Annotated in this window: 24 protein-coding genes and 2 pseudogenes (1 of these 26 cut by a window edge); 20 read left to right on the top strand and 6 right to left on the bottom strand. The window is 60.3% G+C overall.

Annotated elements, in window-relative coordinates:
• Nucleotides 1–277 precede the first annotated feature (277 nt).
• Genes FVQ81_05760 through FVQ81_05745 form a run of 4 tightly spaced genes read left to right on the top strand, consistent with a single transcriptional unit; the run spans nucleotide 278 to nucleotide 5,360 of the window.
• A complete protein-coding gene (locus FVQ81_05760) occupies nucleotides 278–1,219 on the top strand; it encodes an ATP-binding cassette domain-containing protein (protein ID MBW7996073.1) in 942 nt (313 codons plus the stop codon).
• Between the two features lie 15 nt (nucleotides 1,220–1,234).
• Nucleotides 1,235–1,978: an ABC transporter permease subunit gene (locus FVQ81_05755; protein MBW7996072.1), complete on the top strand. Its 744-nt coding sequence runs from the start codon at nucleotides 1,235–1,237 to the stop codon at nucleotides 1,976–1,978.
• Nucleotides 1,979–1,983: 5 nt separating this feature from the next.
• On the top strand, nucleotides 1,984–3,579 hold the full coding sequence (locus FVQ81_05750; GenBank protein MBW7996071.1) for a hypothetical protein: 1,596 nt from the start codon (nucleotides 1,984–1,986) through the stop codon (nucleotides 3,577–3,579).
• Nucleotides 3,576–5,360, top strand: a complete 1,785-nt coding sequence (locus FVQ81_05745; protein MBW7996070.1) for a DUF4340 domain-containing protein — start codon at nucleotides 3,576–3,578, stop codon at nucleotides 5,358–5,360. Before FVQ81_05750 ends, FVQ81_05745 begins: the two co-directional genes overlap by 4 nt.
• 80 nt (nucleotides 5,361–5,440) lie before the next feature.
• Here FVQ81_05745 and FVQ81_05740 read toward each other — a convergent pair whose 3' ends face one another.
• Nucleotides 5,441–5,773 carry a 4a-hydroxytetrahydrobiopterin dehydratase gene (locus FVQ81_05740; GenBank protein ID MBW7996069.1) on the bottom strand — a complete coding sequence of 111 codons (333 nt, stop codon included), beginning with the start codon at nucleotides 5,771–5,773 and terminating at the stop codon, nucleotides 5,441–5,443.
• A gap of 235 nt (nucleotides 5,774–6,008) precedes the next feature.
• Here FVQ81_05740 and FVQ81_05735 point away from each other — a divergent pair, with 235 nt between their 5' ends.
• A complete protein-coding gene (locus FVQ81_05735) occupies nucleotides 6,009–6,287 on the top strand; it encodes a hypothetical protein (protein ID MBW7996068.1) in 279 nt (92 codons plus the stop codon).
• Between the two features lie 70 nt (nucleotides 6,288–6,357).
• Complete coding sequence (locus tag FVQ81_05730; GenBank protein ID MBW7996067.1) at nucleotides 6,358–6,903, top strand: hypothetical protein; 546 nt, start codon at nucleotides 6,358–6,360, stop codon at nucleotides 6,901–6,903.
• Nucleotides 6,904–6,982: 79 nt separating this feature from the next.
• Here FVQ81_05730 and FVQ81_05725 read toward each other — a convergent pair whose 3' ends face one another.
• Entirely contained in the window at nucleotides 6,983–8,941 is a 1,959-nt protein-coding gene (locus FVQ81_05725) for a KamA family radical SAM protein (GenBank protein MBW7996066.1), read from the bottom strand.
• 394 nt (nucleotides 8,942–9,335) lie between these two features.
• Here FVQ81_05725 and dacB point away from each other — a divergent pair, with 394 nt between their 5' ends.
• Nucleotides 9,336–10,856, top strand: coding sequence for a D-alanyl-D-alanine carboxypeptidase/D-alanyl-D-alanine-endopeptidase (gene dacB, locus FVQ81_05720; GenBank protein MBW7996065.1), 1,521 nt, complete (start codon nucleotides 9,336–9,338; stop codon nucleotides 10,854–10,856).
• Here dacB and FVQ81_05715 read toward each other — a convergent pair.
• Both FVQ81_05715 and FVQ81_05710 read right to left on the bottom strand, forming a co-directional pair.
• Nucleotides 10,846–11,097 carry a hypothetical protein gene (locus FVQ81_05715; protein ID MBW7996064.1) on the bottom strand — a complete coding sequence of 84 codons (252 nt, stop codon included), beginning with the start codon at nucleotides 11,095–11,097 and terminating at the stop codon, nucleotides 10,846–10,848. The two genes, dacB and FVQ81_05715, sit on opposite strands and share 11 nt — an antisense overlap.
• A gap of 77 nt (nucleotides 11,098–11,174) precedes the next feature.
• Nucleotides 11,175–11,690, bottom strand: coding sequence for a hypothetical protein (locus FVQ81_05710; GenBank protein MBW7996063.1), 516 nt, complete (start codon nucleotides 11,688–11,690; stop codon nucleotides 11,175–11,177).
• Between the two features lie 359 nt (nucleotides 11,691–12,049).
• Here FVQ81_05710 and FVQ81_05705 point away from each other — a divergent pair, with 359 nt between their 5' ends.
• The 9 genes and pseudogenes from FVQ81_05705 to FVQ81_05665 all read left to right on the top strand — a co-directional run bounded on the left by FVQ81_05705 (nucleotide 12,050) and on the right by FVQ81_05665 (nucleotide 19,054).
• A complete protein-coding gene (locus FVQ81_05705; GenBank protein MBW7996062.1) occupies nucleotides 12,050–12,280 on the top strand; it encodes a hypothetical protein in 231 nt (76 codons plus the stop codon).
• A 2-nt stretch (nucleotides 12,281–12,282) separates the two neighbouring features.
• On the top strand, nucleotides 12,283–13,317 hold the full coding sequence (locus FVQ81_05700; GenBank protein ID MBW7996061.1) for a hypothetical protein: 1,035 nt from the start codon (nucleotides 12,283–12,285) through the stop codon (nucleotides 13,315–13,317).
• Between the two features lie 17 nt (nucleotides 13,318–13,334).
• Nucleotides 13,335–14,471, top strand: coding sequence for a hypothetical protein (locus tag FVQ81_05695; protein ID MBW7996060.1), 1,137 nt, complete (start codon nucleotides 13,335–13,337; stop codon nucleotides 14,469–14,471).
• 25 nt (nucleotides 14,472–14,496) lie between these two features.
• Nucleotides 14,497–14,709 (top strand): annotated as a pseudogene (locus FVQ81_05690) (hypothetical protein).
• 230 nt (nucleotides 14,710–14,939) lie between these two features.
• Complete coding sequence (locus FVQ81_05685) at nucleotides 14,940–15,200, top strand: zinc ribbon domain-containing protein (GenBank protein MBW7996059.1); 261 nt, start codon at nucleotides 14,940–14,942, stop codon at nucleotides 15,198–15,200.
• Between the two features lie 118 nt (nucleotides 15,201–15,318).
• Nucleotides 15,319–15,609 carry a co-chaperone GroES gene (locus FVQ81_05680; GenBank protein ID MBW7996058.1) on the top strand — a complete coding sequence of 97 codons (291 nt, stop codon included), beginning with the start codon at nucleotides 15,319–15,321 and terminating at the stop codon, nucleotides 15,607–15,609.
• 117 nt (nucleotides 15,610–15,726) lie between these two features.
• Nucleotides 15,727–17,355, top strand: coding sequence for a chaperonin GroEL (groL, locus tag FVQ81_05675; protein MBW7996057.1), 1,629 nt, complete (start codon nucleotides 15,727–15,729; stop codon nucleotides 17,353–17,355).
• Nucleotides 17,356–17,537: 182 nt separating this feature from the next.
• Entirely contained in the window at nucleotides 17,538–18,365 is an 828-nt protein-coding gene (locus FVQ81_05670; GenBank protein MBW7996056.1) for an AAC(3) family N-acetyltransferase, read from the top strand.
• Nucleotides 18,281–19,054, top strand: a complete 774-nt coding sequence (locus tag FVQ81_05665) for a hypothetical protein (protein ID MBW7996055.1) — start codon at nucleotides 18,281–18,283, stop codon at nucleotides 19,052–19,054. The genes FVQ81_05670 and FVQ81_05665 overlap by 85 nt, the downstream gene beginning before the upstream one ends.
• A gap of 97 nt (nucleotides 19,055–19,151) precedes the next feature.
• Here the strand turns inward: FVQ81_05665 and FVQ81_05660 are convergent, their stop codons facing one another.
• Nucleotides 19,152–19,424, bottom strand: a complete 273-nt coding sequence (locus tag FVQ81_05660; protein MBW7996054.1) for an integration host factor subunit beta — start codon at nucleotides 19,422–19,424, stop codon at nucleotides 19,152–19,154.
• A gap of 263 nt (nucleotides 19,425–19,687) precedes the next feature.
• Between FVQ81_05660 and FVQ81_05655 the strand changes: the two genes are divergently transcribed.
• Nucleotides 19,688–20,695 carry a hydroxyacid dehydrogenase gene (locus FVQ81_05655; protein ID MBW7996053.1) on the top strand — a complete coding sequence of 336 codons (1,008 nt, stop codon included), beginning with the start codon at nucleotides 19,688–19,690 and terminating at the stop codon, nucleotides 20,693–20,695.
• Between the two features lie 87 nt (nucleotides 20,696–20,782).
• Here the strand turns inward: FVQ81_05655 and FVQ81_05650 are convergent, their stop codons facing one another.
• Complete coding sequence (locus FVQ81_05650; GenBank protein ID MBW7996052.1) at nucleotides 20,783–21,025, bottom strand: DNA-directed RNA polymerase subunit omega; 243 nt, start codon at nucleotides 21,023–21,025, stop codon at nucleotides 20,783–20,785.
• A 244-nt stretch (nucleotides 21,026–21,269) separates the two neighbouring features.
• Here FVQ81_05650 and FVQ81_05645 point away from each other — a divergent pair, with 244 nt between their 5' ends.
• The 3 genes and pseudogenes from FVQ81_05645 to FVQ81_05635 all read left to right on the top strand — a co-directional run.
• Nucleotides 21,270–21,860, top strand: coding sequence for a nucleotide exchange factor GrpE (locus FVQ81_05645; GenBank protein MBW7996051.1), 591 nt, complete (start codon nucleotides 21,270–21,272; stop codon nucleotides 21,858–21,860).
• 177 nt (nucleotides 21,861–22,037) lie between these two features.
• Nucleotides 22,038–23,366 carry a nodulation protein NfeD gene (locus FVQ81_05640; protein ID MBW7996050.1) on the top strand — a complete coding sequence of 443 codons (1,329 nt, stop codon included), beginning with the start codon at nucleotides 22,038–22,040 and terminating at the stop codon, nucleotides 23,364–23,366.
• Between the two features lie 104 nt (nucleotides 23,367–23,470).
• A pseudogene (locus tag FVQ81_05635) lies at nucleotides 23,471–23,762 on the top strand (slipin family protein); it runs 497 nt beyond the window's last position.

Genomic DNA, 23,762 nt, shown 5'->3' with positions numbered 1-23,762 from the left:
TTCACCCCTGAGACAGGGACTGCTGCCTTGCACGTGGGGGCGGAGTATTTTCATCGTGTACTCCCGAGTAAATAAAACAGCGGGAGCAGATGCGAGTTCGCGGCCCCCAACTGGTTTAGCTGCTTTTGCCGAAACAGAAGCAGAAAAAATATGCTGTTCTAGAGTACAGTAAATAACGCACTGGCAAGATACCGTACTTATGTGGTTATTACCGATCACCCCGCGGTTTGTCGCGGTGCAATCTGTTTTCAACATAATTTGCAGGAGCGGGAACTGAATGATCCAACTCGACAGGGTTAACAAGTTCTACGGCGACGTGCACGCGCTCAAGGACATCTCCTTCCGGGTCAACAAGGGAGAGATCGTCGGGTTCCTGGGACCCAACGGCGCGGGCAAAACCACCACGATGAGAATCCTCAACGGCTTCATGCCCGCCAGCAGCGGCACCACCGAGGTGGCCGGTTACCAGGCGGACAAAAACCCGCTGGAACTCAAGCGGCGGATCGGCTACCTGCCGGAAAGCGTGTCGCTCTACAACGACATGACGGTCGATGAGTACCTGCGGTTCGTGGCCCGGGCCAAGCGCGTGCCGCGCCCGGAGGTCCGCGCCAAGATCGACCGGGTGGCCGGCCAGTGCGGGCTCAGCAAGGTGCTCAACCGCCTGATCGGCAGCCTCAGCAAGGGCTACCGCCAGCGCGTGGGCCTGGCCCAGGCGATTGTCAACGAGCCGGAGGTGCTGATCATGGACGAACCCACCACCGGTCTCGACCCGGCCCAGATAATCGAAATCCGGGAGCTGATCAAATCGTTCGGCGGCGAGCACACGATTATCCTCAGCACGCATATTCTCCAGGAAGTCAGCGCCATCTGCGAGCGGGTGATTATCATCAACGAAGGCCGGCTGGTGGCCGAGGACTCGCTGGAAAACCTCACCGGCTCGGCCGCCGCGGGCGGCAACGTGCTGGTCCGGGTCCAGGGGGATATCGATGCGCTCAAGGGCAGGCTTCAGCGGCTCGACGGCGTGACCGGTGTGCGCGAAACGGACGAGAGGTCCGAGGCCGGAGATGTGGAACTGATGGTGAGCGCCGAGGCCGGAGCTGATATCCGCCGCGCGGTGGCCGAAAGCGTGGTGGGCGAGGGCTGCGGGTTGCTGGAGCTGCGGCCGGTTTCGTTGAGCCTGGAAGAGATATTCATCCAGATAACCACCAGGAATACATAGAGGAGCCGAGCCGAGATGAACTTTCTACCTGTATACGTCAGGGAACTGCGAAGCTATTTCACTTCGCCCGTGGCCTACGTGGTGATGCTGTTCTTCCTGCTGCTGACCGGCATCTTCTTCATGGTCTTTATCGGCGATTTCAACATGGCTTCGATGAACCCGGGCCAGTACGGCCCGCGCAACCTGAATGTCACCCGCAGCGTGGTCCGTCCCCTGCTGGGCAACATGTGCGTCATCATGCTGTTCGTCATGCCGCTGATCACGATGAAGCCGTTCGCCGAGGAGCGCAAATCGGGCACGGCCGAACTGCTGTTCACTTATCCCCTCAGCGATCTGGACCTGCTGCTGGGCAAGTTCCTGGCGGCGTTCAGCCTGTTCGCGGCCATGCTGGCGGCCACGCTGGTCTATCCGCTGTTTATCGAAATCTATTCCGAACCGGAGGCCGGGACCTTGATCAGCGGTTATCTCGGCCTGACGCTGATGAGCATGTCGTTTATCGCGCTGGGGCTGTTTATTTCCTCGCTGACCGAGAACCAGATTATCGCCGCCATCGCCACCTTCGGCATGCTGCTCATCTTCTGGATTATCCAGTGGACAGGCACCAGCCCCATCCTGCGCCATCTATCGGTGCTGGAGCACTTCAACAACTTCGCCGAGGGCCTGATCGATACGCGCGACGTAGTCTACTACCTGAGTTTCACGCTCCTGTGGATGTTCCTGACCCTGCGGGTGCTGGAATCGAAAATGTGGAGGGGATAGCATAAATGGCTGCCAGTAAATTCATTTTGTTCGTTTTGGGTTTGATGCTGTTGATCGCCGGCTATATCCTCCAGGTGGTCCAGGCCGGACTGGGCCTGTGGCCGTTGGCGCTCTACGCCGCCGGCGCGGCGTCGCTGGCGTGGTATGCAGTGGCCAACCGCGCTGATCTGGCAACAATATTCACCGGCCGCGGGGCGCGCCGTGGCGCGGCGAGCCTGGTGATGACCGCCGGGTTTATCGGGATCCTGGTGATGGCCGGACTGTTCAGCGAGAAGCACCATTACCGTCTGGACCTGACCAAGAGCAAGACCCACACGATTGCCCTGCAAAGCCGTCAGCAGCTCGAAAAACTGGAGCAGGATACGCTGAACCTTCAGCTCTACGTCTTCTACCGCGGCGAGACAGGCCTGCGCGGCAAGCAGGGTCTGGCCGACCTGCTGGACACCTACGTCTACTACAGCGACAGGCTGAAATACGAGATGGTCGATATCGACCGCAACCCGCTGCTGGCCATGCAGCTCGGGATCACCAGCACCAGCGCGATGATCCTGACCTACGGCGAGCGGCAGGAGAAAATCTACAGCGAGCAGGAAGCCAAGATCACCCAGGCGATAGCCAACCTGCTCGATTCCGGCACTCCCGGCAAGGCCGGGACGATATTCTACCTCACCGGCCACGGCGAACCGTCGCTGGGCCTGGAGAATGAAGGCTACAGCATGAGCGAGGCGGTGGGAGCGATCGAGGACCAGATCGGACCCGTAAGCGAGCTGGTGCTGGCCGGCGGACGGAGCGTGCCCGACTCCTGCGATGTACTGATTGTCGCCGGACCGCAGACCAACCTTCTGCCCGCCGAGCTGTCCGCGATCGAAAGCTATCTCGCCGGCGGCGGGAGCGTGCTGTTCATGGTCGAGCCGTTCATGGCCGATACGCTGGTCTCGTTCCTGGCTCAGTACGGGGTGGCTGTGGGAGACAATGTCGTGATCGACATGCTCAAGGGCGCGCCCGGCACTCCGTTCGCGTTTCTGGCCGATGACTACCCGTCCCACGATATCACCCGCTTTTTCGAGGTCGGTATCGTGTTCGACATGGCCCGCACGGTCGACAGGGCCGAGACCCCGCCCGCCGGAGCAGAGGTGACCGTGCTGGCGCGCAGCAGCGATAAAAGCGCGGCGGTAACCGATTCGGCCCTGCAAGGCGATTTCAACGCCGTGGTGGACCAGGCCCTGGACGAGGGCCAGGCCGCACCGCTGGCCGTAGCGGTAACGCTTCCTGGTGAATCGGGCTTTCCCGCCGACTCGACTATTGCCGGTCAAGGTGCAGACGGTAAAAAATCCCGGCTGGTGGTCTTCGGCGACCGCCACCTGTTTGTCGACGGCTACCTGGGCCAGCTCGGCAACCGCGATCTGCTGCTCAACACAATGCGCTGGCTGGGCGGCCAGGCCGATGAGATCACGATCGCCCCCAAGGTGTCCGAGAATACACCGTTGTCGCTGGAGAGGGGGCAGATGATGCTGATCGGGCTGGTCAGCGTGGTGGCGCTGCCCGCCGCGGTGATTTTTATCGGCATCTTCGTCTGGGTGCGCAGGAGATCGAAGCGATGAGTGACCGCAGACCACTGATCTATCTGGGTATTTTCGCCGCCCTGGCCCTGGGTTACTACTTCTACGAGCACAAGGGCGGGATCGAGCGCAGCGAGCGCGAGGAGCAGCAAAAGAAAGCGCTGCAGTTCAGCCCGGACAGCGCCGCCGCGTTCAGGATCATCAGCCGGACCGATTCGGCCGGTCAGAAACCGGACACTCTCCGGCTGGAGCGCGGAGCGGACGGCTGGCTGCTGGCCCGGCCGATCCAGGCCGAGGCCGACAGCGAGGCGGTGGCCCGCCTGCTGCGCAGCGCCGCCGGCGCCTCCCGCAACCGGGTGGTGGTAGACTCGGCGGCCGATCTCTCGATTTTCGGACTGGACAGTCCCCAGCTATCTTTCGCGGTAACGACGGCCGATGGCGGCGAGCAGGCTCTCCATCTCGGCAGCAAGAACCCCGGCGACACGTATATTTATGCGCTCAACCCGGAGCAGCCTCAGCGGGTGGTGCTGCTCAACAGCTGGTTGCTGGGCGACCTGGACCGCACTGTTTTCCAGTTGCGCGACAAGAGCCTGCTGGAGTTTGACAAGGACGAAGTCGACCGGCTGGTTGTACGTCGTCCGGGTGCTGAAAACCTGGAGCTTGTCCGCGGCGGCGGGCGCTGGCGGATGGAGTCGCCGGAGGCGATGATCGCCGAGCTCGACAGCGTGGATGCGATCATCGAGAAGCTCGCCGGGGCCGAGGCAGAGGGATTCGTGGATACCCTGCCGGAGGAGGGAGCGGCGGTCTATGGTCTCGATCAGCCGGTGATGTCAGTCGAAATACGCGGCGGCGGCGGCGCACTTTACGGACTCGTCTTCGGCTCCCGGGATGTCGACGGGAGCTACTACGCCGCCAGGCTGGGAGCCGAGGATAAAATATTCCTGGCCGGCGCCGACCTTTTCGACCTGCTCGCCGGCGATCCCGCGCGTCTGCGCGACATGGCCCTGGTGGGTGTCGACCGGGACAGTGTCACCTCCGTGAGCTACAGCGGCGATAGCGGGAGCTGGACCGCTGAACGCGACAGCGCCGGGGACTGGAGTTTCGCCGAACCGTCCGGGGTGCGTCTCGATAAAGCCGGACTGGACAATTTCCTCTGGGACCTCCGTGACCTGCGGGCCAGGGCGTTTATCGCCCGTCCCCCGGCCGCTGTCCAGCGTGCTCTGGACTCCCCGGCATTCACTGTCAGTTTTAGCGCTAACGGGGACACGGGCAGGGTTTCGTTCGCGCCCGCGGAGGGAGATACCCTGTACTGCGCATCTTCCAATGCGTTTCCCGGCGTGGCGTTGGTGGATAGCTCAGCTGCGGCCAAACTGAATCAAAGTCTCCACTCGATGCAGGACCGCAAGGTGGTCGATTTCGAGACCTCCGGGGCCGACCGGGTAAGAATCGAACGCTCCGGGCAGCCCGCGATCGAGCTGGCAGGCGAGGGGGGCGAGTGGGAAGTGACAACTCCGCGGGAGCAGGACGCTGCGGGCTGGAAAGTGCAGAACCTCTTCTGGGACCTGATCGACATCGAGTTCGAGCGCGTGCTCGGTGAAAGCGCTTCCGACAGCTCGGCGTTCGGGTTCGACAGCCCCGTGGCGGCAGTCAGTATCTGGCAAGGCGACAGCCTGGTTGCCCGGGTGGCTCTCGGTGACAGCCTGGCTGGCGAGGCCTCCGCACTGGTGGCCCTGCGCACGCTCGGCGACGGGCGCACGTTCGCGGTGGACGCCGGTATTCTGGCTGAAATCCCGGATTCGATTGAGGATTTGGCGGAGAACTGAGGATTAGATTACCGGGATTAAGGAACGCCGGAGCGAGATGATTAAGCGTTCCGGCGTTTTTTTTACCGCAAAGCGACCGATCAGCCCAGTTCGTCGATCTTGGCGGCCAGGATGAAATCGTTTTCGCTGAGCCCGCCGATAGCGTGGGTTGTCAGCTCGATTGTCACCTTGCGGTAGCTCCAGTAGATATCCGGGTGGTGGTCCTCGCGCTCGGCGATATCCGCCACACTGTTGAGCCAGCTCTGCGCCTGCCGGAAGTCATCGAAGTTGAATTTGCGGCTGATTTTCGAGTTCCCCTCGAGCTCCCAGCCCGGTACTCCGGCAAGCAAATCCCCGGCCTGACCCGCGCTCAATGGTTTGACTCCGCCCTTGCAGGGTCTGCATTTCCTGGCGGCCAAATTGTCGCTGTCCATAACCTCACCCTCCCTCCGGTTGGCAATCCAGCGTCGAAAGGCGTCCCCGATACAAACGGGAAGTGCCTGCTGAATTGCATATTAACGATTCAGGGCCGCAGGAGCAACCTCCGCGTACAACCGTTGACAACGGTTTCGCAATCATGATGATGCAACGTTTATCTTGATTGCGGGCTGCCGACGGTCTATATTCAAACAGCATCTATCCCCGCCTCTTTCCAGAGGAGACGGCGCCATGTTCGAGGACATCCTTGGGTTCGTCCGGCAGATCGATTGGACGGGCTATCAGGTATCGGTCTTCGAGGTGCTGCTGGTGGTATTCGCCCTGATCAGGAAATTCAACGTCCTCTCGCTGCTCATACTGGGCATCGTGCTGGGCAAGGGCTTCTACGTGGTCCAGCAGCACACCGATTTCAGCGGCACATTGGCAGACACTACACCGTTTATAGTCTATTCGGTGTGCACGCTGATATTTTTTATCTATGCGGTAGCCAAGCTGTTCACGATGGATTGACCGCTGTTGATACCGATGGAGCAGGCGGGCTCCCCGGCGGCCAGACCTGCTGAACCATTGGATCCCATTAATGCAAGAGTTCAATTTTATCGCCGGCTGCTCTGCCTGCGGGGCAAAAAACAGGGTGCGCCTGACAGCGGGCCGCAAGGTTCGGATCCGCTGCGGACGGTGCGGCCAGCAACTCGGCATCGACCGTCGGCGGATGGTGCTCTCGGCGATCTGGCAGAAACTGAGCGCGTTTTTCTCCTCAACACTGCCGCTGTTCCTGTTGTGGGCGGTGGGCGGGATCATGAGCCTGTTGGGCGGGATATTGCGTCCGCTGGGAAAGACCTGGGGCGTGCTGCCCTGGAGGCTGAGGAAGCAGCTGGCCTGGATAGCGCTGGCTGTCCTGGCGGTGTTCTTTTTCCTGAGCGAGGGAACGATCAGGTTTTCCTCGCTGCTGATCCTGGCGCTCCTGCTGGTGCTGGCCTCGGTTGTGGTTGTCGTGGCGGCCCGCGGGCCATCCGCATTGTGGGAGTTGAAAAGCATGTTCGGCGGCACGTTTCTGCGCCGCTGCCCCAACTGCGGGCACCGCTATTTCGGCTGGGTAAAAAACTGTCCCAACTGCGGGGATTGAAACCTGAATCAACAGCAGATAAAAGGCCCCGGAGCGCAAAACGCTCCGGGGCCTTTTCAACTCAAGCTTTCTTTCCTTTTTAAAAATAATACCAGATCGTGTAGTAGTCGTTCACGTCATCGCCGTCGTCCTGCAGCCGCTTGAGGTACTCATAGATCGGGGTATCGGTGAACAGGTAGGGCGAGGCCAGCTTGAGCATCGACTCCCACGGGTAGAACCGGTAGACCCGGCTGCCGTCGGGCAGGATCTGCACTATTTCGTGGTCCTGCCAGCATTGCAGGTAGCTTTTGCCCAGGGTGGGCACGTTGAACACCGGCGTGTCGGTGCGCGTCAGGCCGGGGGCCAGACGGGCTTCCTCGGTCCACTCCTGGAGCAGGCGTGCAATTGGGACCCGGTAGTCGCGAGTCTCCTCCTTACCCTTGGTATTGAACGTGTAGTAAGGGTCCACGCCGCAGCGCTTGAGCAGTTTCCGCAGATGAAACGTCTCGAATTTGCGGCTGTTGTAATAGGTAAATACCAATTGGTTGTAAACGCTGATTCCCGCCCTGCGGAGTTTACGGACCGCTTCCAGGGTTTCGGGCGTCATCTCCAGGCCGGTTTCGAAATGAGTGATAACGCACACCTCCCGCCGTCCCAGTTCCTGGTAACTCTTGAGCATCGCCACCAGCTCGCCGGTGATCCGGCCGGGCATGGTGATCGGGGTGCGCGTGCCGATTCTGATCCGCTGGACGTGCTGGATCCCGGCCACTGAATCGAGCACCCAGCGCAGCGTGTCATCGGGCAGGGTCAACGGGTCGCCGCCGGTTATCAGCACCTCCTCGATGCTGCTGTTGTCCCTGATCCACTCGATCGCCTTTTGGAGTTCGGCCCGGTTAATCCGGTAGTTGTCAAGCTCCTTAAGCTCCCAGTTGCGCTGGCAGTAAACGCAGATCTGCGGGCAGCTGCCGAACGGCTTCAGGATCAGAATCTGCACGTAGCGGCGGGTAATTCCATGAATCGGGCTGGTGGAGGCCTCGCCCATGAAATCCAGTGTCTTGCCGCTGGCCAGCGCCTCCGCGACACTCATTACGTATTGCGGGCTGGGCAGCACCTGCGCCCTCACGGCCCGGTCGATACTTGTACCCGCCTCCGGGTTGAACAGGCTCAGATAGTAGGGCGTTATCTGCACCGGAACATTGTGCCGGCGGGCAAGGTCCAGGCCCTCGCGTTCCGTGCCGGTTAACTCGATAAACTTTTCGATCTCTTCTTTTCTGGTGATAATGTGTTTCAGCTGCCAACGGTAGTCGTTCCACTCGGCCTCACTTACGCCGAAATGCTTCATCATCTTCCGCCGCTGCCTGCCGTGCATCCGCACGATGTCTCCATCCAGCCCGCTGCGGTAGCGGCTGATGTAATCCCGGATATGGTCGGCGTAGCGGTCCAGGAGCCGGGAGCGCAGCACTCCCGGAGTCTCCTCCGCTTCCGGCTCGGCTTCGAGACTGGCGTGCTGGCGGTAGAAAGCGAACTTGCCGTCGATTCCCAGCGAGAGGAAAACCATCTCGCACAAAAATCCCTCGCCCACACCGGAGATCGCCCTGGGCCGGTGATGGGCGATTTTCCACAGCAAGCTCAATGAACTGCCATGAGCCAACTGCTCGTTTTCGCTGCGGATAAGGTTCTTGAACACCCGGACGCACCATTTCGCGTGTTTCTTTTCGACGTCGTGAAGTTCGCTCAGGCGGCTGTCGGCGTAGATGTTAAAATAGGTGCGTTCGAGGTCGTTGAGGTAGTTGAACAGATTATTGCGGGCCTGCTGGATAGTTTCGCTTTCGGCCAGGATACGGTGCATCTTGGGATCGACCTCCCACAGCAGCTCGATCAGTTCGAGCTTGTCCATCCGCAGCAACCCATCCAGTGAGAGCCGCGATGGCCTGTGGCCGGCCGGAAGCTTCGTTTTGCCGGGCGGGAAAACCAGCGGAGACAATCCATCCTCTGCCGGCCCGAAGCCCGGTGCCTGAAAATGCAGATTCACCTTCCACCCCCCGAACTGCTGTCTCATCCATGAAATATTATTGAGCGAAAAGCACAGCTAATACGGCCCTGATCCGGAGACCCTGTCGTCTGGCTGTCGCAGACAATACACCCGCGGGTGTTCCCGACAGCTTCAAAAACTGGGAAGTCTGAAACCGCGCTGCATCCGGATAGGAGGGCGCAAACCGAGTCAACTAAACCGAAGCTGTACTTGAAGGATAGTCTTTAAAAAAGGCGTGTCAAGGAAAACAGGATTCCAGATTATGGATATCCCGCTCAAAGCCGCATCATCGTTAAATCTACCGCAAAACCAACAGAGCGGCGGCCGCGCGGTTGTGCTCCTGTCTTGACAATCTGTCCGTCTCCGAATAACATTCTCACGAGCAACTCGTCGCCGACAAAAAACCATCGATGGTAAAAAAATGATGCGTTACGTTCAAGCTGTCATCTTCCTGATGATGTCCGCCGTTGTCGTGGAGACCGGCCCGCTGCCTGCCGCACAGGCGGCCAACCAGCAGCTGGAGGAAGCCGTGATGGAGGTGCTGGGCCGCTACCGCCAAGACCCCGCCGACTGGGGAGTGCAGATCAGATCGCTGGAGCGCGGCGATGACCTCGTGCATCTCAATCCCCGCAGGCGCTATCTGCCGGCCAGCAACCTCAAGCTGCTGGTGACCGCGATTGCACTCGACAGGCTGGGCGCCGGTTACCGCTGGCGCACGACAGTCATGGCCGATGGGAGAATCGACAGCAGCGGAGTGCTGGCCGGCGATCTGGTGCTGCGTGGCAGCGGCGACCCGACAATCTCCAACCGGTTCTGGCCGGAGGTCCATTCGGCATGGGACAGCCTGGCCGCGCAGGTGGAATCGGCCGGGATCACGCGGGTCCGCGGGAGACTGCTGGCCGATAACTCGCTGTTCAAACCTCCGTACCTGGCCAGCGGCTGGGGCTGGGAGGACCTGGCCTGGTGGTACGCGGCACCGGCCAGCGCGTTGAGCTATAACGACAACACAATCGATGTGCAGGTGTGGCCCGCCCGCCGGGCGGGGGAACGCCCCCGGCTGGAAATCAAGCCCGAAAACTCGCCGTTCTCGATCGCCAACCGCGCCCGGACTGTGGCCCGCCGGATCGACAGCAGGCTGATTATCGCCCGCGACACTCCGGGAGGAGAGATTTCACTCGGCGGCGGAATTTACCGCGGCAGCCTGGGATACCTGGAGCATGTGGCGGTGGAGGACCCCGGCCGTTTCGCCGCCGAGGCGTTCGCCGACGCCCTGGCGCGACGGGGGATCAGGATCGATGGGCCGGTGGAGGTACTGGTCGGCGGGAGCGAGGAGCCGGACTATCTCGACCGCGCCCCGTCGCTGGTCGGCCAGATAACCAGCCCGCCGCTGACGGAAATCGTTAAAGTGATCAACAAGCGCAGCCATAATTTTTACGCCGAGCAGCTGTTGTTTACCCTGGGAGCGGCAGCCGGCGGCGAGGGCAGTTTCGCCGGTGGTATCGACGTGGAGAAGCGGGTGCTGAGCTCACTGGGAGTGGATATCGGGCAGTTGCGCCTGGAGGACGGTTCGGGGCTGTCGCGCTTGAATCTGGTTACCACCGACATGTTTATCCGGCTGCTGGCCTGGATGGACCGCCATGTGCACAACGAGGAATTCGTGGCCAGCCTGCCGGTCGGGGGGCGCGACAACGGTCTGCGCCAGTTGCGCAATACCCGGGCCGCCGGCCGGCTGTTCGCCAAGACCGGCTTTATCGCATCGGTGATCGCGCTCTCGGGGTACACCTGGACCGGCGATGGCGAGAAAGTGGCATTCTCGATCATGGGCAATAACTGGCTGATGCCCAACGGCCGGGCGCGACGGATTCTGCGGGATATCTGCGTGGAGATTGTGGAGTCGAAAAGGCCGGCCGGAACCGCCGATGAGCTGGAGCTCAGGCCTTGAGGTCCACCCTGGCGCCGCTGCTGTGACGGACTGCCCGGTAGTTTTCACCGTGGAGCCTGACACCGGTGCGTCTGGTGGAAGTGGTCGGGTTCGGACGCTGTCTTTCCTCGGCCTTCATCCGCCGCCCGGCGGTCTGGGCTTTCAGCATGGTCAGCTCGGGGTGAGTCTGCTGGTCCTGGTGCACCCGCTCGGCGAAATTGATCTGCTGGAGGACTGTAATGTGGTCCAGTGGCCTGGTCATTGTCTGTCCCGCGGCGGTGATTCGTTAAATTTTACAACCTGTTCCGATTATCCACTCTTAGCCGGCTGCTGTCAAGTTTACTTGAACAGTTTGCCGAACCGCACAAGCCGGTCCTCGGGCGCCTCGTCGTCCCACTGCGCTGCCACCTCGTCGATAATCATGCCGCATTTTTCGAGTACCGTCTGCTGTTTGTCGTCCAGTTCGGGCAACTCCGCGTCCCAGACCGGTTCCAGGTAGCTGTCTTCGATCTTTAATACTCCGTCGCGCAACATCCTGCGCAGGATCAGGGTCAGCCTGCTGCTGGCCAGCGCCCCGTCGCGCACGCCGAACTTGAAGCTTGGCATCTCGATATGGTGTCTGGCGGCTGCCCGCTCGGTAATCCAGGTGAAATAATATGCTTCCGAGGCGCTTACCTTACCTCCGCCGCGCATCTCGGAGAGAGTGCGCAGCGCCAGATTGACTATCCGCACCAGCAGGTTGCGTACCCTGCGGGCCTCGGCCAGGCGCTTTTTGCGTGCCCGCAGTGCCAGACGGCCGCCCAGGGCCAGCGAGCCGCCGGCCAGTACGGAGATAATAAATTTTCCCGCTTTCATTCCCTATCCGGGTTCAGTTCAGGCAGATACAATCCTCTTCACTACGCCCATCTCAACATACTAGCCGGCCAGAGGGCTGTAAACACTGAAACGAGCTTTTTACTGGACAAGGCGGCGGATTGCAAGTACAATCATCTCTGGTCGCGATAAATTGCAAAATCCACTGGCCCCCCTCCCTGATTGCCGCTGACAGCCGGGTAAAATCCGCACGGTCCGGTGTGGCCGTGTCCGTAACGTTCTAATTTAACGGTTGTTTTAAATCGGCATAGTATTTAATTTATGGCCTGTTCCGCCGGGTTGTTAAGGCTGTTGACCAGCGCCCGGGGTTAACCGGGAATTATTCTCAACCGGAATTGATGATGATACGAGCGCTTGACAGGGTTTGCCTGCTGATGGTCCTGCTGGCCGTGATCCCGGCTTTGCCGGCGGTGGGCCAGTTGGACAGGACGCGGAAGTCGCTGCCCGGCGTGTTCGAGGACGAAATTCTAGACGATGAGCGCAAGCCCACGCTCGATATGCGGGATATCGAGCTGATCCCGCTCGAGGGCGCGATTGACCGGGAAAAATATTTGCTGGGTCCGGGAGACTGATCATGTTTTCCGTCTGGGGCGTGGAACCGGCCGTGAGCAAAAGCATGTATGTCAGCGCCGAGGGCAGGCTGCTGGTCCCGCCCGAGGGGGTGGTGGACGTGGCCGGCTTGTCGCTGGCCGAGGCGGAAAGGCACGTGGCGGAGAAGCTGCACAAATATTTCACCCGGGATATCACGATTTCGCTGACCCTGGTCAATCCGCGCACGTTCAGAGCCTATATCACCGGGGCTGTCCGGACCCCCGGCGCGTTCAAGGCCACGGCCCTGGACCGGGTCAACGACCTGATCCGGGTCGCCGGCGGTATCCAGCCGGGGGGCAGCATGCGCAGGATCAGACTCTACGACAACGACCGCAAGCTGCTGAAAGAAGTGGACATGCTGCGCTACAAATCGAGCGGCAAGCTTGCCGACAACCCGCAGCTCTCCGACGGGGCGATTGTGGAAGTCCCCGCCGTAGAGGATTACGTTATTTTAAGCGGCCGCTTCCCGTATATCTACGGCACGGATTCGGTGCGGATCAACAACAACATAAAGGATGCGGAAACCCAGTATGCGGTTGAGTTTTTCCCCGGTGAAACCCTGCTCGACCTCCTGGAACTGACCGGCGTGCCCCAGATGGACGACACCAGCCTGGTGGGCAACGTGATGGTCAGCAGGGGGGTGCCCAGCAGTGAGGAAGTGGAGGCCTTAACACGCGATATGCTGACCGCACCGCTGGAGAAGGGACAGTACTACGAGTTCCCGATGAGGAAAAACTGGGTTTACGTTACCGGCAGCACTAATTTCGCCGGTGAATACCAGTACCGGCCGGGCTGGACGGTCCAGGACTATCTTGGCCATGCCGGCGCCCCGAACTGGCTGGGAAGCTCGGATAAAATAGTCCTGCGGCGCTCCACCGGCGGAGAGTACGACGCCGCCCTCACCGACCCGGTCTATCCGGGAGATATGATCTACGTGCCGGAGAAGTTCCGCCCGGATCGGTATATCACGATCGGAGCGGGCGTGCTGGGCACGCTGATTATCGTCCTGTTCAGATAAATTTACGGAGTAAACCGATGGCGGAAAGAGACCTGCATCCCATGCGGACCGTGGCCCTGCTGCTCAGGCGCTGGAGGCTCATCTTCATGGTCTGCCTGCTGACCGGAGCCGGGACCGCCGTGGTCAACTTCTTTTTCCTGCCCCACTGGTACCGTTCCACGGCGGTGATCATGCCGCCCCAGGACAATTCCTCGTTCAGCGGGCTGGGGATGCTCCTGTCGCGGATTCCCGACCTGCCCGGCGGGATCAGCCGGATCGCCAGCGGGATCGGGGCGATGAGCCAGTCGCAGTACCTGTTCGTCGTGATTCTCAACAGCCGCACGGTCGCCGACTCGCTGATCGATAAGTTCGATCTCCAGACAGTCTACGATTCCGAGTACCGCTTCCTGGCCCGCGAGGAACTGCAGGGGCACACCTGGATCGATTTCCCGCCCGAGGGACAGGTGGTGATTACGGTCGAGGCGAAAGAAGACCCACAGCTTGCGCGGGATATGGCCGCGGAATATTTCGTCCAGCTCAACAACATTCTCACCGACAGGGGTATCCATACCGCCGGTACGAAAAGGCAATTCCTGGAAGAAAGAATCGAGGAGACCAGGGCGCAGCTGACCATTTTCGAAGACAGCCTGCGCAGTTTTCAGGAGGACCGCAACCTGGTGGTCCCTGCCGAGGAGCCGGGCGGCGTGGGCGAGCTGCTCCTCCTGCCGGTCCGGGGCAACCTGGAGATGCTGGCGCTGATCGAGGCCAAGCGCGAGGTCATGTCGGTTGAGCTGAGAGTCATGCAGTCGTACTACCGCTCGCGCCACCCGGACATTGCGATGCTCAAGAAGGAGATCAACGAGCTGGACCGGACTATCGCCAAGATTGAAAGCCAGATGCCGCAGATTTCGCTCGATTTCGCACGGATTTTCCGGGACCTGAAAGTCCAGGAAGAGCTGCTGCTCCTGCTTACCGCCCAGTACGAGGAAACCAGGATCAACGAGGCCGACGACACCCCGAGCGCCGTGCTGCTCGACGAGCCGGTGGTGCCTGAGTACAAGTACCGTCCCAGGCGCCTGCTGAACACCGCTATCGCCTCCGCTGCCGCCTTGCTGCTGGTCTGCGTGGCGATCGTGCTTGCCGAGCGCTACCGCGAGCAGAACGATCTGGCCTGAGTGTTTCTTCGCCGGCAATCCCGTAATGCTTCCCGGTTATTATCAGCCCGCCTGATCGGCGCTCCGCCCGCTCAAGCGGCTGATCAACCGCAAGATCCAGAGTCCGCTGGCCCGCTTTATCCTCGAGGGCGAACCGCGGCGCGGCGCGGTGATCTCGGCATCCTGCAATCAAAGCGGGGACAGCGTAAGCTTCGAGCTGACTGAAACCGGGAGTGAATCCGCTGCCGCCGTCGATTAGACGGCATCGATGAAAATCAATGGCCGCTCAATTGGCATGCATATACTGCCAATCAGGCAGTATATTTTTTATCAAGTACTGGCAGGAACCTTGCGGAATTTCGCTAAGTGTTTTATTTTCTTTAGTCTGTCGGCGGTTGCCGTAATAACCGGCCGGTGTGGTACGACTCTTGCATTTTCACATCGGGGAAGAAAATGCAGTGAGCGACAACCTAAGCGAGAGGTTCACAGATGCCGATCTATGAATACCAGTGCAAAAGCTGCGGAAAGCGTTTCGAGGTCCTGCAGGGGATCAACGAAACTCCCGAGCTGAGTTGCGACAAGTGCGACGGCACCGATATCCAGCGCATACTGAGTCCCGTCGCGTTCGTGTTTAAGGGCAGCGGTTTCTACGCCACCGATTATAAAAACAAAGGAAAGGGCAAGGCCAAGGAGCAAGCTCCCGCCTGCGCCGATTCCGGCCGATGTCCGTCGGCCGCCAGCGACAGTTGAAATTTTTTTATCCCCTGTGTTGGCACCCACCCGGGACGAGTGCTAACATTTTCATTTAACCCTGTTATCGTTAAGCAGTTGCATCTGGTTCAACTCTAACCGAAACGGAGTACGCACTATGGCTACTAAGATCAAACCCCTGGCTGACCGCGTGGTCGTTCGGCCCCTGGAAGAGACCGAGCAGAAGAAGGGCAGCATTATTATCCCCGATACTGCCAAGGAGAAGCCCCAGCAGGGCAAAATCTTCGCCGTCGGTCCGGGCAAGATGAGCGAGGAAGGCAAGCGGATCGCCTTGGAAGTCAAGAAGGGCGACAAGGTGCTCTACGGCAAATACTCCGGCACCGAGGTCACTATCGACGGCAAGGAATATCTGATCCTGCGCGAGAGCGACGTACTGGCTATCATCTGAAGCCGGTGCCGGGTGATTCTTTCGTGAATCCGATTATCTTAAGCAAGTTAACCGCAAAGCTTGCGGCCGGGACGTGATCACTGTCCTGCCGCTGAAATGTTCAGGAGGACTTTCGTTATGGCCAAAATTATTGAATTCAGCACCGATGCCCGCAACAGCCTGCTGCGCGGTGTGGACCAACTGACCGACGCGGTCAAGGTCACACTCGGCCCCAAGGGCCGCAACGTAGTGCTCGACAAAAAGTTCGGCGCTCCCACGGTCACCAAGGACGGCGTCACCGTGGCCAAGGAGATCGAACTGGAAGACCCGTTCGAGAACATGGGCGCCCAGATGGTCAAGGAAGTGGCTTCCAAGACCAGTGACGTGGCCGGTGACGGCACCACTACCGCCACCATACTGGCCCAGGTCATCTACAAGGCCGGCCTCAAGGGTGTCACCAGCGGCGTCAACGCGATGAGCATCAAGCGCGGTATCGACAAGGCGGTCGAGAAGGTGGTCGAGGAGCTGTGCAAGCTCTCCACCCCCTGCAAGGACAAGCTCGAGATCAGCCAGATCGGCACGATCAGCGCCAACACCGACCAGGAAATCGGCGATCTGATCGCCGCTGCGATGGAGAAGGTGGGCAAGGACGGCGTGATCACGGTCGAGGAGGCCAAGTCCGCCGAGACTTTCCTGGAGACTGTCGACGGGATGCAGTTCGACCGCGGCTATCTCAGCCCCTATTTCGTCACCGACAGCGACAAGATGGAAGTCCTGCTCGAGGACACCTACATCCTGATTTTCGACAAGAAGATCAGTACGATGAAGGACCTGCTGCCGGTGCTGGAGAAAGTGGCCCAGCAGGGCAAGCCGATGCTGATTATCGCCGAGGACATCGAGGGCGAGGCCCTGGCCACCCTGGTGGTCAACAAGATCCGCGGCACCCTGAAAGTCGCCTCTGTCAAGGCCCCCGGCTTCGGTGACCGCCGCAAGGCCATGCTCGAAGACGTCGCGACCCTCACCGGCGGCCGCGTGATCAGCGAGGATGTCGGCCTGAAACTCGAGAACATAGTGCTCGGTGACCTGGGCAAGGCCAAGCGCATCACCATCGACAAGGACAACACCACCATCGTCGAGGGTGGCGGGAAGAAAAGCGATATCTCCGGCCGGATCGCCCAGATCCGCCAGCAGATCGATGACACCACCAGCGACTATGACCGCGAGAAGCTCCAGGAACGCCTGGCCAAGCTGGCCGGCGGCGTGGCCGTGATCAACGTGGGCGCCGTCACCGAGGTGGCGATGAAGGAGAAGAAGGCCCGCGTGGAGGACGCCCTGCACGCCACCAAGGCCGCGGTCGAGGAAGGTATCGTGGCCGGCGGCGGCGTGGCCCTGCTGCGCTGCATCAAGGTCCTGGACAAGTTCAAGGCCGGTGACGGGGACGAGCAGGTGGGCGTGGATATCGTCAAGCGCGCCCTCGAGGAGCCCCTGCGCCAGATCACCAACAACGCCGGTGTCGAGGGCGCGGTGATCGTCGAGAAAATCAAGAACGAGACCAAGGCGGTCGGCTACAACGCCGCCACCAACAAGATCGAGGACCTGGTCGCCGCCGGCGTGATCGACCCGACCAAGGTCGTGCGCATCGCGCTCGAGAACGCCGCCTCGATCGCCGGGCTGATGCTGACCACCGAGGCGATGGTGACCGACAAGCCCGAGGATGAGAAGGCTCCGGCCATGCCTCCGGGTGGCGGCATGGGCGGGATGTACTAAACCGCCGATTCGTCTTTATGCTGTAGCTGAAACACGAGCCGCCGCGGCAATGAAAAATTGCCGCGGCGGTTTTTTTATATCCCTGCACCCACTTGCCCTGCAACCGCCTTTTGCGTATTTTGACCTTTTGCGCTAAGGGTGAATGCAATCCACGGATTGCCAGGTTTTTTGCGGGTAAGCTTATGTCGCCGGATAAAAAAATTAACAAGGCCGGGCTGGTCGCCGATTTCCGTGCCCTCGGGCTCGGCAGTGGCCACTGGGTGGCGGTACACAGCTCGCTCAAGGCGATCGGCTGGGTCGAGGGCGGACCGGTGAGCGTGATCGAGGCGCTGCGCGAGGTAGTGGGCGACGGGGGCGGGATCATGCTGCCCCTGTTCATTCGCCCGCGCGGCCAGCTTATCGATCTGTCGGTCACCCAGTCCTATCTTGGTCTGCTGCCCGAGACGTTCCGCAATTACCCGGGGGTGATCCGCTCGGCCCATCCCACCCACTCTGTCGGTATCCTGGGGCCGGGAGCGCTGGAGATGGCCGAGGAGCACCGTCACGCCTCCTATATCGGCCGCGGCAGCCCCTGGGACCACCTGGCTCACCTGGACGGGTATGTGCTGCATATCGGCTGCGACTGGAGCACCAGCAGTATCCTGCACCTGGCCGAGGTGCTGGCCGAGGTGCCGTTTCTCGACGTGGCCTATCCGGGCTGGGAGACTGGGGTGGTGGCGCGCCACACCGACGGTTCGGTGATCAGCGACATCCCCCGCGAGGTGCCCGGCGACAGCGCCGAGTTCGTGCTGGTCCGCAGGGAAATGGAGCGCCGGGGGATGCTCGAACGGGGCAAGGTTGGCCGGGCCGACTCGGTGATCGCCAGCGCGCGGGAGATGCTTGACGTGGGGGTCGGGATGATGAGAGCCGACCCCGAAGCGTTCCTCTGCCATCAGGACGACTGCGCGGTCTGTCCCCGGGGCAGGGAGATCATCAGCAAGCTGAAACAAAAGAGGAAAGGGGGGAAGTGAGAGTGACCGGCTTACCCGCACTGGCTGAATATCATGTCCGCAGGTCCAGCGGGCCGATCCGGATCGACGGGCGGCTCGACGACGAAGCGTGGGCCGGGGCCGAGGTGATCGAACTGCTGGAGACAGTTACGGGCAGGAAACCCTCCCAGCCCACCACCGCCCGCATGCTCTACGATGACGAACGCCTCTATATCGGCTTCCACGCGGTGGACAACTATATCTGGGGCACGATGACCGGCCACGACGAGCCGATTTACGACGAGGAAGTGGTGGAAGTTTTTCTCGATCCCACCGGGCTGCTGACAGCATACTACGAACTCGAGGTCAGCCCGTTGAACACCGGGTTCGACGCCCTGATTATCAACGATACAGTCCCAGCCGGCGCCGGGGGCCGCGGACCGCGGTTCCAGGGTTTCACCGATTGGGACCCCCGGGGGTTCAGTCACGCGGTCCACGTGGAGGGACAGCTAGGCGGCCGGGAGTGCGAGTGGTGGGAATGCGAGATGGCGATTGCGTTCAGCGACCTGTTCCTGGGCGGAAGGGTGCCGCCCCGTCCGGGCGATGTGTGGCGGGCCAACCTGTTCCGGATCGACAAGGACGGCGACTCGCTGGAGGAGAGCGCGTTCAGCCCCACGGGCGCGGCTGATTTTCATCTTCCGCAGCGTTTCGGCCGGCTGATATTCAGCTGATACCGGATTGCTCCAGACGCTGTTGCTGGAAACAAAAAAGCCTTCCGTGCCGCGGCGGCGCGAAAGGCTTTTGTCTGAAGCCGGCTGACAGCAGTCTTCAGTTAAGCAGGTTGTTCAATTCCCGGCTGACTTTGAAAAAAGCCTTTTTCTTGGACGGCACGTAGACCTCTTCGTTGGTCTTGGGATTGCGGGCCTTGCGGGCCTTGTGGTTTTTCACCTTGAACGTGCCGAAACCGCGGATTTCGAGATGTTTGTCGTCCTGCAGACATACCTTTATTTCGTCCAGAAACTGTTCGACTACGACTTTGACATCCTTGGCTGTAAATCCGGTTTTCTCGGCGATCAGTTCGACAACATCTGCCTTGGTCATGAAAAGAATCCTCCTGGACTCATTGAACGGTACTCTATCAACACGATTTTTTTTCTACGGAGTATTCCGGTTTCCTCGGCGAGAGGTCTTCCGGTGGCATTGAGCAAAAACTATACTATTGCATGTTTTTCAAAACCGCAAGAAAAAAATTTGTAAATGATTAACATATTAACATTTCTCTAATTCAAACTTTTTCGGTAAAGCGCTACGTGAAGAGTCGTGCTTTGGCGAGACCGCTCTCATTCCGACTGAAAGGAAAAGTAATGGAGCCGAAAATTCTGGTTCCGGTGCAGTCGATTTACAGGGACTGGTTCCTGCCCGGACATATCATGGAGCGCCTGGAGAGACTGGGCGAGGTCGAACTGGCAGTCGATCCCGGGGAATTGTCCCGCCGGGAGTATGCGGCCCTCTACCGCGGCAAGGACGCGGTGCTGACAACCTGGAACACACCGCTGATCGACCGCGAGGTGCTGGAGGCGGCCGCCGAGGTCAAAATAATCTCCCATTGCGGTGGCGAGGTGCGGCCCTTCATATCCCCCGAACTGTTCGATATCAGACCGGACCTGGTCCTCTGCAACGTTTCCCGGGTGATGTCAAAGCCGGTGGCCGAGTATATCCTCTGTGTCACCTTGGCCCTGATGCGCAGCCTGTTCGAGTACCGGGAGTGGGTCAAGCAGGATGGGAACTGGTGGGAATATCAGCCGGACTGGAATGTCAGCCTGCTGCGCAAGAAAGTCGGGATCGTCGGGCTGGGGCAGGTCGCCCGGGAATTTGTCAGGCTGCTCGAGCCTTTCGATGTCGAGCTGGTAATCAGCAGCGGGTACTTGAGCGATGACGAGGCGGCCGCACAGGGATTCCATCAGGTGACCGTGGAGGAAATCTTCGCCACCTGCGACGTGATCTCGATCAATGCGGCCGCCACCCCCGGAAACCGTCGCATGATCGGCCGCGATCTGCTTTCCAGAATCAAGCCCGGGGCGGTTCTGGTCAACAGCGCGCGGGGCATGCTGGTCGACGAGGAGGCGCTGATCGAACAACTGCGCACCGGCCGGTTCAAGGCGGCGGTCGATGTTACCTTTCCCGAACCGCCAGCCCCCGCCAGCCCCTTGCGCGACATGCCCAACCTGCTGCTCACGCCCCATATCGCCGGACCGACCCCGGACCAGCGGATCTGGATGATCGAGGAAGCGCTCGACAACCTGGAGGCTTTTTTCAGCGGCGGGGAGGTACGGGGGTTGATCGACAGGGAGCGGTTTTCCTACATGGCCTGAGTTATCGAGGATTAAGCTGCGCGAAAAAAACCCCCGCAGGAAAAATTCCGGTGGGGGCTTTGCAGTTTGCATTCTCGGGAGTCGGACTCAGGCCTTGTCCGGGAAAATGGACTTGGCTTTCTTCTTGCTCATCCTGCGGTCGACGATCTCGTAATTCAGATTACCCTCGGACAGCTTGTCCAGCGACTCGGTTGTGAATTTCTTGTCCAGGAACTGGGTGGAGTCGCGGTACTGGTTGTGCAGCTTGCGTGCGTACTTGGCCGCGATCACGCAGCCCTGGTACTTGGAGCCGCCCTTTTCGGCCATTTCTTTCGGAGTGTGCAACTTCATCCGGCTGCCTCCCTGCGCGTTACGAGTTTAGCCTGCCCATCCGGCGCCAGAAATCGCGGGCCGCTGTATCCGTAGATGCCCCGGATCCGGGTTGCTCCGGGCGAAACGGTTTATTGACATAAACTTAAGAAGAGCTTAATTTAACGGGTACTTGGAATTAAAGCAATAGTTTTTCTTCAACTGCTGTGCACCAGATCGTTTAAGGGGCCGAATCGGGTGATATAAACGTTTGAGTGAGGTGTTGATGACCAAGGCGGACAAAAAAAAGAAGAGCAAGAAGCCTGTTGAAACTGAAAACGCCGGTGTCGAGGTCGAAGTCTCTACGGAAACGGACGCGGAACAGCCAGGTGGTGAACTCGACGAAGCCCTGGCGAAAATCGGGGAGTTGGAACAGGAACTGGCCGACGCCACGGATAAGCACCTGCGGGCGGTGGCGGAACTGGACAATTTCAAACGCCGTACCGCAAAAGAAAAATCCGAGTTGGCGGGCTATGTCAAGGCGGGCGTATTCCGCGATATCCTGGGCCTGGTCGATGCTTTCGAGCGCTTTTTCCAGCACGTGGAAAACTCGCAGAGTGAACTCGACGGCGGGTTTGTGCAGGGCGTGGAGCTGATGCATAAGACCCTGCAAAAAGTGCTCGCTCAGCACGGTGTGGAGGCGGTCAACGAAACCGGCGTGCCTGTCGACTACAACCTCCACGAGGCGGTGATGACCGAGCCGGTGGATGATGAGAAGCAGGACCAGGCCGTTGTGGAAATACTCGAGGTCGGCTATAAGATCGGCGATAAGCTGATTCGCCCGGCCAAGGTCAAGGTCGGTGTGTTCGACGGCTGAGTCCCCGAGTCTGCCGCCGGCGACCCTTGTGTTATTGACATGGCCGGCGGTTTGTGGCAACTTGAAGCAGGTGCCCTAGCCGGTGCGGAGCACCCGCGGCGCTCCCCGCACACGGCCGCGGCCGGAAGTATCAGCGCCGGCCGGCCTTTGAACAGTCACTATCGGATCGCTCGACAAATGAAAAAGTCTCATCTCATAACCGGCTTGCTGCTGGCGGTAGCGCTGTTCGGCGCTCCCGTAACCGGAATAAACGCCGCGCCCCGGGTTGACGTGGCCAGGGTCAACGGGATGATCGGACCGGTCAGCGAGGAGTTTATCCGCGAGAAACACGCCCTGGCTGTCGAGTCCGGCAGCGAGCTGCTGGTAATCGAACTCGATACGCCCGGCGGGCTGCTGACCACTACCCGCGAACTGGTCAAGCTGCTGCTGGGAAGCCGCCTGCCGATTGCGGTCTATGTATCGCCCTCGGGCAGCCGGGCTGGCAGCGCCGGTGTGTTTATCACCATGGCGGCCCATATTGCCGCGATGGCGCCGGGAACCAATATCGGTGCGGCCCACCCGGTCAGTATCGGCATGGGCGGCATGGGCGGCGGGGACAGTAGCTCGGTGATGGAAGACAAGGTGCTCAACGACACCCGCGCCTTCATCAAAACTATCGCCACCCAGCGCAGCCGCAATATAGCCTGGGCCGACTCCGCGGTGCGTTACAGCGTATCGATCACCGAGGAGGAAGCGCTCGAGCGAGGTGTGATCGATTACGTGGCCGCCGATGTCGAAGAGCTGATGGAGATGCTCGACGGCCGGGTGGTGGCGCTGGTAGGCGGGGATTCGCTGACTCTCGATCTGGCCGGAGCCCGGATAGTCGTCCACGAGTATAACTGGCGCTACCGGATACTCGACCGGCTGGGAGATCCCAATATAGCCTATATCCTCTTCATGGCCGGCCTGGCGGGCCTGTATTTCGAGCTGTCGAACCCGGGACTGATTTTCCCCGGCGTGGTGGGTGGGATCAGCCTGATCCTGGCGTTTTTCGCTTTCCAGACCCTGCCGATCAACATGGCGGCCGCGCTGCTGATAGTCTTTGCGATCGTACTGTTCATCTTGGAGATTAAAATCCCCAGTTTCGGCCTGCTCACCGTGGGAGGCGTTGTCTCCCTGGTGCTGGGCTCCATCATGCTTTATCGCGGAGAGTTTTCACCTACCATGCCGGAATTATCGATCAGTTGGGAAGTGCTGATTCCGACGGTTATCGCGACCGCGGCCTTTTTCGTTTTCGTGGTGGGCAAGGCGGTCCAGAGCCTGCGCAGTAGGACCACCACCGGCAACGAGGGGCTCATTGGCGAAGCGGGCCGCGCTATCAGCGAGCTTGCGCCCGAAGGCAAGGTGTTTATCCACAGTGAAATCTGGAGCGCGCGCAGCAGTTCGGGCACCATCGAAACCGACAAGCCCGTGCGCGTTACCGGCGTGGAGCGCCTGATCCTGATCGTAGAGCAGCTGGAACAGTAGTCCCGGATGCACCGCGGCGCCCGTGTCGCCGTTCCCGCGGGGTGATGGTTATACCGTGCGGGAACGGCGACGGGATATTTTCCATTCACAGCAGGAGGCTCCAGATGCAGCAGCAAATTTACATGCTATTTTTCCTGTTGGTCATTGTCGTGCTTTTCCTGTCCAGTATGATCAAGATCTTGCGTGAATACGAGCGCGGCGTGATCTTCCGCCTGGGCCGCCTGCTGCCCAAAGCCAAGGGGCCGGGACTGTTTTTCCTGATCCCGATGATCGACCGGATGGTCAAGATCAGCCTGCGCACGATCGCGATGGACGTGCCGCCGCAGGATGTGATAACCAAGGACAACGTTTCGCTCAAGGTCAACGCGGTCATCTATTTCCGGGTGATGGATCCCC

The sequence above is a fragment of the Candidatus Glassbacteria bacterium genome (assembly GCA_019456185.1).
Lineage (GTDB): Bacteria > Gemmatimonadota > Glassbacteria > GWA2-58-10 > GWA2-58-10 > JAJRTS01.
The sequence above is the reverse complement of the archived record's forward strand: the minus strand, read 5'-3'. Positions and strand labels throughout refer to the sequence as shown.

What these genes read in the sequence shown, in the direction of transcription:
- FVQ81_05760 (MBW7996073.1), top strand. Translation starts at nt 278, where the DNA reads ATGATCCAACTCGACAGGGTTAACAAGTTCTACGGCGACGTGCACGCG.
- FVQ81_05755 (MBW7996072.1), top strand. Translation starts at nt 1,235, where the DNA reads ATGAACTTTCTACCTGTATACGTCAGGGAACTGCGAAGCTATTTCACT.
- FVQ81_05750 (MBW7996071.1), top strand. Translation starts at nt 1,984, where the DNA reads ATGGCTGCCAGTAAATTCATTTTGTTCGTTTTGGGTTTGATGCTGTTG.
- FVQ81_05745 (MBW7996070.1), top strand. Translation starts at nt 3,576, where the DNA reads ATGAGTGACCGCAGACCACTGATCTATCTGGGTATTTTCGCCGCCCTG.
- FVQ81_05740 (MBW7996069.1), bottom strand. Translation starts at nt 5,773, where the DNA reads ATGGACAGCGACAATTTGGCCGCCAGGAAATGCAGACCCTGCAAGGGC.
- FVQ81_05735 (MBW7996068.1), top strand. Translation starts at nt 6,009, where the DNA reads ATGTTCGAGGACATCCTTGGGTTCGTCCGGCAGATCGATTGGACGGGC.
- FVQ81_05730 (MBW7996067.1), top strand. Translation starts at nt 6,358, where the DNA reads ATGCAAGAGTTCAATTTTATCGCCGGCTGCTCTGCCTGCGGGGCAAAA.
- FVQ81_05725 (MBW7996066.1), bottom strand. Translation starts at nt 8,941, where the DNA reads ATGAGACAGCAGTTCGGGGGGTGGAAGGTGAATCTGCATTTTCAGGCA.
- dacB (MBW7996065.1), top strand. Translation starts at nt 9,336, where the DNA reads ATGATGCGTTACGTTCAAGCTGTCATCTTCCTGATGATGTCCGCCGTT.
- FVQ81_05715 (MBW7996064.1), bottom strand. Translation starts at nt 11,097, where the DNA reads ATGACCAGGCCACTGGACCACATTACAGTCCTCCAGCAGATCAATTTC.
- FVQ81_05710 (MBW7996063.1), bottom strand. Translation starts at nt 11,690, where the DNA reads ATGAAAGCGGGAAAATTTATTATCTCCGTACTGGCCGGCGGCTCGCTG.
- FVQ81_05705 (MBW7996062.1), top strand. Translation starts at nt 12,050, where the DNA reads ATGATACGAGCGCTTGACAGGGTTTGCCTGCTGATGGTCCTGCTGGCC.
- FVQ81_05700 (MBW7996061.1), top strand. Translation starts at nt 12,283, where the DNA reads ATGTTTTCCGTCTGGGGCGTGGAACCGGCCGTGAGCAAAAGCATGTAT.
- FVQ81_05695 (MBW7996060.1), top strand. Translation starts at nt 13,335, where the DNA reads ATGGCGGAAAGAGACCTGCATCCCATGCGGACCGTGGCCCTGCTGCTC.
- FVQ81_05685 (MBW7996059.1), top strand. Translation starts at nt 14,940, where the DNA reads ATGCCGATCTATGAATACCAGTGCAAAAGCTGCGGAAAGCGTTTCGAG.
- FVQ81_05680 (MBW7996058.1), top strand. Translation starts at nt 15,319, where the DNA reads ATGGCTACTAAGATCAAACCCCTGGCTGACCGCGTGGTCGTTCGGCCC.
- groL (MBW7996057.1), top strand. Translation starts at nt 15,727, where the DNA reads ATGGCCAAAATTATTGAATTCAGCACCGATGCCCGCAACAGCCTGCTG.
- FVQ81_05670 (MBW7996056.1), top strand. Translation starts at nt 17,538, where the DNA reads ATGTCGCCGGATAAAAAAATTAACAAGGCCGGGCTGGTCGCCGATTTC.
- FVQ81_05660 (MBW7996054.1), bottom strand. Translation starts at nt 19,424, where the DNA reads ATGACCAAGGCAGATGTTGTCGAACTGATCGCCGAGAAAACCGGATTT.
- FVQ81_05655 (MBW7996053.1), top strand. Translation starts at nt 19,688, where the DNA reads ATGGAGCCGAAAATTCTGGTTCCGGTGCAGTCGATTTACAGGGACTGG.
- FVQ81_05650 (MBW7996052.1), bottom strand. Translation starts at nt 21,025, where the DNA reads ATGAAGTTGCACACTCCGAAAGAAATGGCCGAAAAGGGCGGCTCCAAG.
- FVQ81_05645 (MBW7996051.1), top strand. Translation starts at nt 21,270, where the DNA reads ATGACCAAGGCGGACAAAAAAAAGAAGAGCAAGAAGCCTGTTGAAACT.
- FVQ81_05640 (MBW7996050.1), top strand. Translation starts at nt 22,038, where the DNA reads ATGAAAAAGTCTCATCTCATAACCGGCTTGCTGCTGGCGGTAGCGCTG.